Raw genomic sequence first — 10,150 nt, 5'->3', positions numbered from 1 at the left:
GCACCCAGCGCACCGCATCGATGATGTTGGATTTGCCGCAACCGTTCGGCCCCACGACACCGACCAACTGGCCGGGGACCTGGAAATTAGTAGGATCAACGAAAGACTTGAATCCCGATAATTTAATGGAAGTTAAACGCACGTTATCGTCTGCTCTTATTAAAGTCGGCAAAAAAAACAGCCGCCACTCTTACAATTCATGAAAACGAGAAAAAACTCGCGGCAGGTCGACATCATAACATTCTGTCCCGTCAGATATGCGATCTGAATATACGATCTGAATGACCGTCAAAAACTGGAAACGTGATTATTCATTTAACCTCATGAATCCAACTTCATGAATTCAACTTCAAGCCATCCGAAGATGAACCATCGCCAAGCGCCGGAGCAGCACTCAGCGCAACCCGCAGCGTAAAAAAGAGCATCTGACTGTGCGATGAAAGGCAACGAAATCTCCGAATATCAGGCTTGCAGCGCCCTTTTGCTGCCGCCGGACGCAGCATTGGCAGCGCTCAAACCCGCATTCTGTATATAATGCAAACACCAAAAATACAGTCGGCGCCTTTGATTGCACCTTTGTTATTCATCCGCCATTGTCGCTCGCCGTAACTGTCATTACCGCCATTGCCGCCATTACCCAAAATCAATCACGTGAATCCATTACTAGACCGCTTGCAGCCGTATCCGTTTGAAAAACTGCGCGCATTATTTGCCGACATCACGCCAAATTCGGCCTACGCGCCAATCAGCCTCGGTATCGGCGAGCCGAAGCACCCGACCCCTAACTTCATCCAGCAGGCGCTGACCGACAACCTGAGCGGCCTCGCCAGTTACCCCAGCACCCTCGGCAGCGAAGCGCTGCGACAGGCGATCGCCGGCTGGCTGGAACGCCGCTACGGCTTGCCGGCGCTCAATCCGGCAAGCCAGATTCTGCCGGTCAACGGCTCGCGCGAGGCGTTGTTCGCGCTGGCCCAGACTGTGATCGATCCGTCGCAATCGGATGCGTTGGTCATGTGCCCCAACCCGTTCTACCAGATTTACGAAGGCGCAGCTTACCTCTCTGGCGCCCAGCCCTATTTTGTAAATTCCGACCCGGCCCGCAACTTCGCGCCGGATTACCGCAGCGTACCGGACGATATCTGGCCGCGCGTCAAGCTGTTATACCTGTGCTCACCCGGCAATCCGACTGGTGCGGCGCTGTCGCTGGAGGATTGGAAAGAATTATTTGCGTTATCGGATCGTCACGGTTTCGTCATCGCCGCCGACGAATGCTATTCAGAAATTTACTTCAAGCCGGAAGCCCCGCTAGGCGGACTGCAAGCCGCGCACATGCTGGGCCGCACCGGCTATCCGCGCCTGATCGCCTTCTCCACTTCGTCGCCGGCGATGCATCTATCCTGAAGAAATTTCTGCTGTATCGAACCTACCACGGCGGCGCCATGAGCCCGCCGGTGCAGGCGGCTTCGGTCGCCGCCTGGAACGACGAAACCCACGCCGTCGAGAACCGCGCCAAATACATGGCGAAATTTCAACAAGTAACACCAGTGCTGCAAACCGTACTGGATGTCGCACTGCCGGACGCCGGTTTTTACCTGTGGGCCAAGGTGGATAAACTGGCAGCGATCTCCGATATCGACTTCGCCAAGCGGCTGTATGCCGAATATAATGTAACGGTATTGCCCGGCAGCTATCTGGCGCGTGACGCCCACGGCAGCAATTCGGGCCGGCAACGCATCCGGATGGCGCTGGTGGCGGAAGTGGCCGAATGCCTGGAGGCAGCACAGCGGATTGCCGCTTTTTGCAAGGCATTATGACCATTTGCGGGACAGAGTTTAAGAGTCGCCGAAGCGCGGCGAATTACTCTGCCCTCAACTGACTAGATGGACAAAACGGTCAAATTCCCAAGGAATGTCATCTCAGGGGTTTTTAAGCCGAGGTATCGCAGCAATATCCTCCGCCATCGATTATTTTTAAACTTTAGACAACGAAAATCATGACCCAATCTCTACAAACCTTCATCGACCAAGCCTGGGAACAGCGCGCCGATTTTTCACCTAAGACTGCGCCGGCCGATGTCCGCGAAGCGGTTGCCAACGTCATCGCCGAGCTCAATTTGGGCACCCTGCGCGTCGCCCAAAAAACCGACGGTAACTGGGTCGTCAATCAATGGATCAAGAGGGCCGTGCTGCTGTCTTTCCGCCTGGAAGACAACCTGCTGATGCCGGCTGGCGACAACATGCAGTTTTACGACAAAGTACCGACCAAGTTTGCCAACTACACGGCCGAAGACTTCGCTAAGGGCGGCTTCCGCGTGGTACCGCCGGCGGTCGCCCGTCACGGTAGTTTTATCGGCAAGAATGTGGTGCTGATGCCGTCTTACGTCAACATCGGTGCATATGTCGACGAAGGCTCCATGGTGGACACCTGGGCCACCGTCGGCTCGTGTGCGCAGATCGGCAAGAATGTCCACCTCTCCGGCGGCGTCGGCATTGGCGGCGTATTGGAGCCGATGCAAGCCAATCCAACCACCATCGAAGACAATTGCTTCATCGGGGCCCGTTCGGAGATCGTCGAAGGCGTCATCGTTGAAGAAAATTCGGTGATCTCGATGGGCGTCTACATCGGTCAGTCGACCAAGATCTATGACCGCGCCACCGGCGAAGTAAGCTATGGCCGCGTCCCGGCTGGTTCGGTGGTGGTCTCCGGCAGCCTGCCATCGGCAGACGGCAAGTACAGCCTGTATTGCGCAGTAATCGTCAAGCGTGTCGATGCCAAGACACGCGCCAAGACCGGCATCAACGAACTGCTGCGCGAAGCTTAATTCATCATTGCGGGAAAAGCCGGAGAGGCTGCAGGGGAAAAAATTTTTCCGCCCCTGTTCTCGAAGCAAGTTGAGCATGGGCACGCGTGCCCATGCCAGACCGGCAATTTTTGAAAACCATAATAATAATTTTGCACGTTTCCTGAACCGAGGAGTTTTTGATGGCAATGGATCGCTTGTTTCATCTGATGCAGGAGAAAGAAGCCTCGGACATGTTCCTGGCGCCCGGCTCACCGATTCATCTGAAAATCAAAGGGCAGATGATTCCTGTCAATCAACAGAACATGGATGCGCACTCCATCCAGTTGCTGTTGAAAGAAGTTGTGTCGGCAGAACGCATTCAGGAGCTCGATCGCACAAACGAATTGAATATCGGTTTGCCGGTTCCCGGCGTCGGCAGTTTCCGGCTATCTGCATTCCGCCAGCGCGGCAGCATCTCAGCGGTGATCCGTTACATCCCGATCAACATTCCTGCATTTGAAGAATTGCGGCTGCCGCCAGCGTTGCTTGAACTGATCGGCCGCAAACGCGGCTTATTATTGGTGGTCGGTGCCACCGGCTCGGGTAAATCGACCACCATCGCCTCCATGCTCGATTACCGCAACAAGACCCAGAGCGGCCACATCCTGACACTGGAAGACCCGATCGAGTTCCTGTTCCACAATCACCGGTCAATCGTCAACCAGCGTGAAATCGGCAGCGACACCGATAACCTGAATGGCGCATTGAAGAACGCATTGCGGCAGGCGCCAGACTGCATCCTGATCGGCGAAATCCGCGACAAGGCCACCATGTCGGCAGCCCTCGCCTATGCGCAATCGGGCCATCTGGTGGTATCGACGTTGCATGCCAATAATACTTACCGCGCGTTGAACCGGATTATCAGTTTCTACCCGCAGGAAAACCGCCCCGCTCTACTGGAAGATCTGGCCTCAACGCTAGCAGCAATTGTCTCGCAACGCCTGCTGACGGCGGTCGACGGCGAGCGTGTGCCGGCAGTCGAGATCATGCTCAACACCCGCTACATTGCCGAACTGATCGAGGAAGACAATATCAGCCAGATCAAGGAAGCGATGGAAAAAACTCTTGCGCCCGGTTCGCAGACTTTCGAGCAGGCTTTGATGCAACTCATCGAAGAAGGGGTGATTACCCAGGACGAAGCGCTGGCGCATGCGGATTCGCCGAGCAACCTCTACTGGCTGATCAATAACCACACGCCGCACTCCAACAGAAATGGCGCACCGGTAGCGCCGCAGCCGGAACAAGTCGAGGGTGCGACGTTCACCAAATTCACGCTTGATTTATAACAATTGCGGCGCCGGGCTGCGCTTAAGAGTCGCAACCCGGCGCATGCCTTATCCTCAACTGACTAGATGCGCAGCGTCTTGACGATCTGCAACCACATTTACCATGGCAATTACCCTCTACAGCATCCCCAACTGCGACACAGTCAAGAAAGCCCGCGCCTGGCTGGAAGACCAAGAAATCGCCTACACTTTTCACAATTTCAAGAAGGACGGCGTGAGCGCCGAACTGATCACTACCTGGCTCGCCGATGTGCCCTGGGACACACTGATCAACCGTAAGGGCACCACCTGGCGCGGCTTGCCGGAACAGCGCCGCAACAGCATCACCGACGGCAGCAGCGCCACGCCGCTGATGATGGAGCTGCCCTCGATCATCAAGCGTCCGGTATTGTTTACCGGAAAAAATACTTACGTTGGTTTCTCGGATGCGCTGTACCAAGAGATCTTCAGTCAGTAATCAGTAATCGCGGCTACCTTCTTCAGAACATTAGCCATCAAAATACTTAGCAAAAGCACCTCACATGAACAACCTTACCGAGAGCAAAACCCTGGCCTTGGCCGAACAATTGATCGCGCTGTCGTCCGTGACGCCGCAAGACAAGGGCTGCCAGGCGATGCTGATCGCGTTGCTGGAGCCGCTCGGCTTTGTCTGCGAAATCATTCAGTCCGGCGATGTCACCAACTTGTGGGCGCGCAAAGGTACCGAACGGCCGCTGCTCGTGTTCGCCGGCCACACCGACGTGGTGCCGACCGGCCCGCGCGAGCAATGGCAATCCAACCCGTTCCTGCCTAGCCATCGCGACGGCAAGCTCTATGGGCGCGGCGCCGCCGACATGAAAACCTCGATCGCGGCGATGGTCGTGGCAGTCGAAGAGTTCACCCAGGCCCATCCCGACCATGCCGGTTCGATCGGCTTGCTGATCACCAGCGATGAAGAAGGTCCGGCCACTGACGGCACGGTAGTGGTCTGCGACAAATTGAAAGCCCGTGGCGAGCAGTTGGATTACTGCATCGTCGGCGAACCGACTTCCAGCTCAACGCTGGGCGACATGATCAAAAACGGCCGGCGCGGCACCATGTCCGGCAAGCTCACGGTCAAAGGTGTACAAGGCCACATCGCTTATCCGCATCTGGCAAAAAACCCGATTCACCTGGCCGCGCCGACGCTGGCCGAACTGGCCGCTGAAAAGTGGGATGAGGCCAATGAATACTATCTGCCGACCTCCTGGCAGATGTCCAACATCCACGGCGGCACCGGCGCCTCCAACGTGATCCCGGGCGAAGTCGTGATCGATTTCAATTTCCGCTTTTCAACCGCCAGCACCGTCGAAGGATTGCAGCAACGCGTGCATGCGATTCTCGACAAACACGGCCTCGAATACACGCTGGCCTGGACCGTCGGCGGCCTGCCGTTCCTGACGCCGCGTGGCACTTTAAGCGACGCCATTTCTGCGGCGATCAGGGAAGAAACCGGCATCAACACTGAACTGTCGACCACCGGCGGTACTTCTGACGGCCGTTTCATTGCCCGCATCTGTCCGCAAGTGATTGAATTCGGCCCCCCAAACGCCAGCATTCACAAGATCGACGAGCATGTCGAAGTACGCTTCATCGATCCATTGAAGAACATTTATCGCCGCACGCTGGAAAACCTGCTGACGCCGCCTACGGCGCAATAAAGGCCGCTACCGCCAGGGCCGCCCGGGGAGGGGCGGCTTTATTTGCTGATAATTTGGCAAATAACAACGAAATCAAGGCCTTAGCCGCTTAGTTTGTCGGCTCATGCCCATTGAGACGGGCATTTCCGATAAAATCCGCGTGACACTTTTTGCGACTGCAACTGAACCGCTCGTCCCAACAGTTGCCGCATTCTTCCCACTTTGATAATCCGCACCATGACACCAAATTCATTTACCACCATCCGCGATCTGCTGCGCTATGCGGTCAGCCGTTTCAATACCGCCGGCCTGTTCTTCGGCCACGGCAGCAGCAACGCGCTGGATGAAGCCGCCTATCTGATTCTGCACACACTGAAACTGCCGCTCGACAAAATCGAACTATTCTTCGATGCGCGTCTGCTGCCGCAAGAAGTCGAAGCAGTGCTGCAGGTCATCGAAAAACGCAGCACCGAACGCATCCCCGCCGCCTACATCACCAACGAAGCATGGCTCGGCGAGTACCGGTTCTACGTCGACCAGCGCGTGATCGTGCCGCGTTCGTTCATCGCCGAACTAATTCCCGACCATTTCTCGCCGTGGCTGCAAGATCCTGCCGAGGTCAGCAACATCCTGGAACTCTGTACCGGCTCAGGCTGTCTGCCGATCATGCTAGCCGATGCCTTCCCGCAGGCGCATGTCGATACTGCCGACATCTCGGCTGCCGCCCTCGCCGTAGCCAGGCGCAATGTCGACGATTACGAATTGCAGGACCGCATCACGCTGATCGAATCCGACCTGTACAGCAAAGTGCCGAACAAGAAATACGACCTGATCGTCACCAACCCGCCCTACGTCAACTCGGGTTCGATGAGCAAGCTGCCACCGGAATACCTGCGCGAGCCGCAGATCGCCCTGGCCGGTGGCGACGACGGCATGGACCTGGTGCGCCAGATCGTTGCCGGCGCCAAGCAGCGCCTCACCGCCAATGGCATCCTCATCGTGGAAATCGGCAATGAGCGCGGATCCGCCGAGGCCGCATTCCCTGATCTGGAAATGACCTGGGTTTCGACCAGCGCTGGCGACGACATGGTGTTCCTGCTGACGGCAGATCAATTGCCGTAAGCACCTGGTGCGCGCCCCAGGTTTTTTCGTATGTTGTGTGCAGTCATTGTCTTCAGTACATGCAGCACCATCTCTACCGCCCATTTGGCACCTTTAGCAGATAGTTATTAATGATACGTTTCCAACAAGTTTCTCTGATGCGCGGCATCAAGCCCTTGCTCGACAATGTCGACGTCACCCTCAATCCGGGCGACAAGATCGGCCTGATCGGCGCCAACGGTGCCGGCAAGCCAAGCCTGTTCGGACTGCTGCGCGGTGAGTTGCACGCCGATCAGGGCGAGATCGATTTTCCATCGAAGTGGCGCATGGCGTACGTGGCCCAGGAAACCCCTGCGCTGGATCGTTCGGCGATTGAATACGCAATTGACGGCGATGTCACACTGCGCCGCCTGGAAGAAGAATTGGCGTTCCTGGAGAGCGAACCCGAAAGCAGTTCCAACGGCATCCTGATCGGCGAGCTGTACAGTGCGCTGGCCGATGCCGATGCCTACACCGTGCGTTCGCGCGCCGAACAGTTGCTAACCGGCCTCGGCTTTTCACTGGCGCAGATGGATCAGCCGGTGGCCAGCTTCTCGGGCGGCTGGCGCATGCGCCTGAACCTGGCGCAAGCGCTGATGTGTCCATCCGACCTGCTGCTGCTTGATGAGCCGACCAACCACTTGGATCTGGATGCCATCATCTGGCTGGAAGACTGGCTCAAGCGTTATCCCGGCACGCTGATCATCATCTCCCATAATCGCGATTTCCTGGACGGCGTGGTGAACGTTATCGTGCATATCGATGAGCGCAAGCTGAAGCGCTACTCCGGCAACTATTCGTCGTTCGAGCGCCAGCGCTCGGCACAACTGGAACTGGCTGCCGGCACATTGGAAAAGCAGATGCGCCAGCGCGCCCATCTGGAATCTTTCATCAACCGCTTCAAGGCCCAGGCCAGCAAGGCACGCCAGGCGCAAAGCCGGATGAAGGCATTGGCCAAGATGGAAGAACTGGCGCCGTTGCTCGCCGCTGCCGAGTTTTCGTTCGAGTTTCGGGTGCCGCTGAGCGCGCCGAACCCGCTGCTGGTGATGGAAGATGTCAGCGCCGGCTATCGTACCGAAAGCGAAACCAGTCATGAAGTCAGCGAAAAAGTGATCGTCTCCGGCATTAATTTCTCGCTGCAGATTGGCCAGCGCATCGGCCTGTTGGGCGTCAACGGCGCCGGTAAATCAACCTTCATCAAGACCATCGCCGAAGAACTCAAGCCGCTGCGCGGTGAGGCGCAGTTCGGCAAAGGCTTGTCGATCGGCTACTTCGCCCAGCATCAGGTGGAAATGCTGCGCCACGATGAATCCCCGCTGTGGCACATGGGCAAGATCGCGCCAACCGTGCGTGAGCAGGAACTGCGCAATTTCCTCGGCAGCTTCAATTTCAACGGCACGATGGTGACCAGCTCGATTGCGCCGTTCTCCGGTGGCGAAAAAGCCCGACTGGCGCTGGCGCTGATCGTCTGGCAGCGCCCCAACCTGCTGCTACTGGATGAACCGACCAACCATCTGGACCTGGAAACCCGAGAGGCGCTGACCATGGCGCTGGCGCAGTTCGAGGGCACCTTGGTGCTCGTCTCCCATGATCGCCATCTGTTGCGCGCCACGACCGATCAATTCATCATTGTCGCCGACGGCAAGGTAGCGCCGTTCGACGGCGATCTCGACGATTACAAGGACTGGCTGTTCAAGACCAAGCTGGCAGCCAAGAACGGCGTCGCCAATATCACCGATGCGGCAGCATTGCCGAAAACCGGCAGCAAGGCAAAAATTGCCAGTGCGGTAGCGCCGACAGTGACCGTCGACAGTGCCGACCGGCGCGAACAAAAACGCCAGGAAGCAGATGCCCGTCAAAAACTGGCGGCCCAGAAAAACCCATCGAGGCCCGTATCAAGCGGCTCGATGAACAAATCGCCAAGCGCAGTGCGCAAAAGACCACGGTAGATACGCGTCTGGCCGACCCGGAAATCTACGACAAGGACAAGAAAAAGGAATTGGCTACGCTGTTGGCCGATCAGGCGTTTTATGCCAAGGAACTGACGCAACTGGAGGCCGAATGGCTGGAACAGCAGGAAGCACTGGAGCAGTTGGGCAACTAGCATATCCGGACAGCGGCGCCGCTCAACGCCAGCCCGCTACGCTGAGCATCATCGGTTGCGGCAAGCTCGGCCGCACGCTGGGCCGCCTGTGGCACACGCAGAATGGTTTTGTCCTGCTCGATATCCTGAACCGCTCCGCCGCCAGCGCGCAACAGGCGATTACGTTCATCGGCGGCGGCACGGCAGTGGCCAGCTACGCCGATTTGCGCCCTGCCGATGTGTACCTGATCGGCGTTGGCGACGATCAGATTGCCGCCTGTTGCCGAACCTTGGCCGCTGCCGGCAAACTGCAAGCGGGCAGTATCGTGTTTCATTGCAGCGGCGCGTTGTCCTCACTGGCACTGCAGGCCGCCGTCGCATGCGGCGCAGCGGTCGCCAGCGTCCATCCGATCCGCAGTTTCGCCGACCCTCAACAAGTGGCGACCGATTTTACGGGGACCTGGTGCGGCAGCGAAGGTGACGCTGACGCCCTCGATATTCTCGGCCAGGCCTTCAGCGCCATCGGTGCGCAACTGGTATCGATTCAGCCTGAACAAAAAACCCTTTACCATGCCGCCGCGGTGTTCGCCTCCAACTATCTGGTGACGTTGGTCGATGTCGCGCGACAAACGTATGTTGCCGCCGGCATCCCGCCTGAATTGGCGCTGAAGCTGATCGAACCCTTGCTGTGCGAGAGCGCCGCCAACGCCTTCCGGCTCGGCCCCGCTGCGGCCTTGAGCGGCCCGATTGCGCGCGGCGATATTGCTACCGTAGCACATCATCAGCAGGCGCTGCAGCAGCAACCTCATCTGGCCGCGCTTTACCGGCAGTTCGCCGACGCGACCAGCGAGCTGGCGGCACGCAAGAAAAGCAGCGAGCAGTAACTTACCTAAGACTGGTAATCGATAATTATCCGCAATGCAAATACAATAAGTGCATATAGGATGAGCTTCCCTCGATTTTTCGTCTTCCAACAGGTGGCTTTTATGCCGCCTGTTTTTCCTGATGTTGAGCTTCCCTCGATTTTTTGTCTTCCAACAGGTGGCTTTTATGCCGCCTGTTTTTCCTGATGTTGCTCAGTGAGCCAGTCATCTAAATACTGGCAGGGTGAACGATAGCCAAGCGTCGAATGCTGCCGTTG

At 57.3% G+C, this 10,150-nt stretch carries 7 protein-coding genes and 2 pseudogenes; 8 read left to right on the top strand and 1 reads right to left on the bottom strand.

Translation table 11 applies throughout. The features are described 5' to 3' along the window. The coding region (locus tag ACIQ0R_RS08180) for an AAA family ATPase (protein WP_395826062.1) at nt 1-142 on the bottom strand (142 nt) is incomplete at its 3' end. 509 nt (nt 143-651) lie between these two features. Between ACIQ0R_RS08180 and dapC the strand changes: the two are divergent. From dapC to ACIQ0R_RS08140, 8 genes and pseudogenes are all read left to right on the top strand, one after another. Beyond that, nucleotides 652-1,814: pseudogene (gene dapC / locus ACIQ0R_RS08175) on the top strand (succinyldiaminopimelate transaminase). Nucleotides 1,815-1,993: 179 nt separating this feature from the next. Beyond that, nucleotides 1,994-2,821: a 2,3,4,5-tetrahydropyridine-2,6-dicarboxylate N-succinyltransferase gene (gene dapD, locus ACIQ0R_RS08170; RefSeq protein ID WP_395826060.1), complete on the top strand. Its 828-nt coding sequence runs from the start codon at nt 1,994-1,996 to the stop codon at nt 2,819-2,821. Between the two features lie 161 nt (nt 2,822-2,982). After that, nucleotides 2,983-4,128 (top strand): PilT/PilU family type 4a pilus ATPase, encoded by a 1,146-nt coding sequence (locus tag ACIQ0R_RS08165; protein ID WP_395826058.1) that lies wholly within the window; start codon nt 2,983-2,985, stop codon nt 4,126-4,128. 103 nt (nt 4,129-4,231) lie between these two features. Beyond that, a complete protein-coding gene (locus ACIQ0R_RS08160) occupies nt 4,232-4,585 on the top strand; it encodes an ArsC family reductase (RefSeq protein ID WP_395826055.1) in 354 nt (117 codons plus the stop codon). A 64-nt stretch (nt 4,586-4,649) separates the two neighbouring features. Next, the gene (dapE, locus tag ACIQ0R_RS08155) at nt 4,650-5,807 is read left to right on the top strand and encodes a succinyl-diaminopimelate desuccinylase (protein WP_395826052.1); all 1,158 of its coding nucleotides are present in this window, start codon (nt 4,650-4,652) and stop codon (nt 5,805-5,807) included. Nucleotides 5,808-6,023: 216 nt separating this feature from the next. After that, nucleotides 6,024-6,908 (top strand): 50S ribosomal protein L3 N(5)-glutamine methyltransferase, encoded by an 885-nt coding sequence (gene prmB / locus ACIQ0R_RS08150; RefSeq protein WP_395826049.1) that lies wholly within the window; start codon nt 6,024-6,026, stop codon nt 6,906-6,908. Nucleotides 6,909-7,018: 110 nt separating this feature from the next. Continuing rightward, a pseudogene (locus ACIQ0R_RS08145) lies at nt 7,019-9,030 on the top strand (ATP-binding cassette domain-containing protein). After that, on the top strand, nt 8,988-9,893 hold the full coding sequence (locus ACIQ0R_RS08140) for a Rossmann-like and DUF2520 domain-containing protein (protein ID WP_395826046.1): 906 nt from the start codon (nt 8,988-8,990) through the stop codon (nt 9,891-9,893). The pseudogene ACIQ0R_RS08145 and the gene ACIQ0R_RS08140 overlap by 43 nt, the downstream one beginning before the upstream one ends. Nucleotides 9,894-10,150: the final 257 nt, after the last annotated feature.

The organism is Collimonas sp., from assembly GCF_044339385.1.
Classification (GTDB): domain Bacteria; phylum Pseudomonadota; class Gammaproteobacteria; order Burkholderiales; family Burkholderiaceae_D; genus Collimonas.
Note: the sequence above shows the minus strand (reverse complement) of the source record. Positions and strands in the feature narration are given on the sequence as shown.

Coding starts and splice junctions, on each gene's coding strand:
- ACIQ0R_RS08140 (WP_395826046.1), top strand. CDS start 8,988: ATGGCTGGAACAGCAGGAAGCACTGGAGCAGTTGGGCAACTAGCATAT.
- dapE (WP_395826052.1), top strand. CDS start 4,650: ATGAACAACCTTACCGAGAGCAAAACCCTGGCCTTGGCCGAACAATTG.
- dapD (WP_395826060.1), top strand. CDS start 1,994: ATGACCCAATCTCTACAAACCTTCATCGACCAAGCCTGGGAACAGCGC.
- ACIQ0R_RS08165 (WP_395826058.1), top strand. CDS start 2,983: ATGGCAATGGATCGCTTGTTTCATCTGATGCAGGAGAAAGAAGCCTCG.
- prmB (WP_395826049.1), top strand. CDS start 6,024: ATGACACCAAATTCATTTACCACCATCCGCGATCTGCTGCGCTATGCG.
- ACIQ0R_RS08160 (WP_395826055.1), top strand. CDS start 4,232: ATGGCAATTACCCTCTACAGCATCCCCAACTGCGACACAGTCAAGAAA.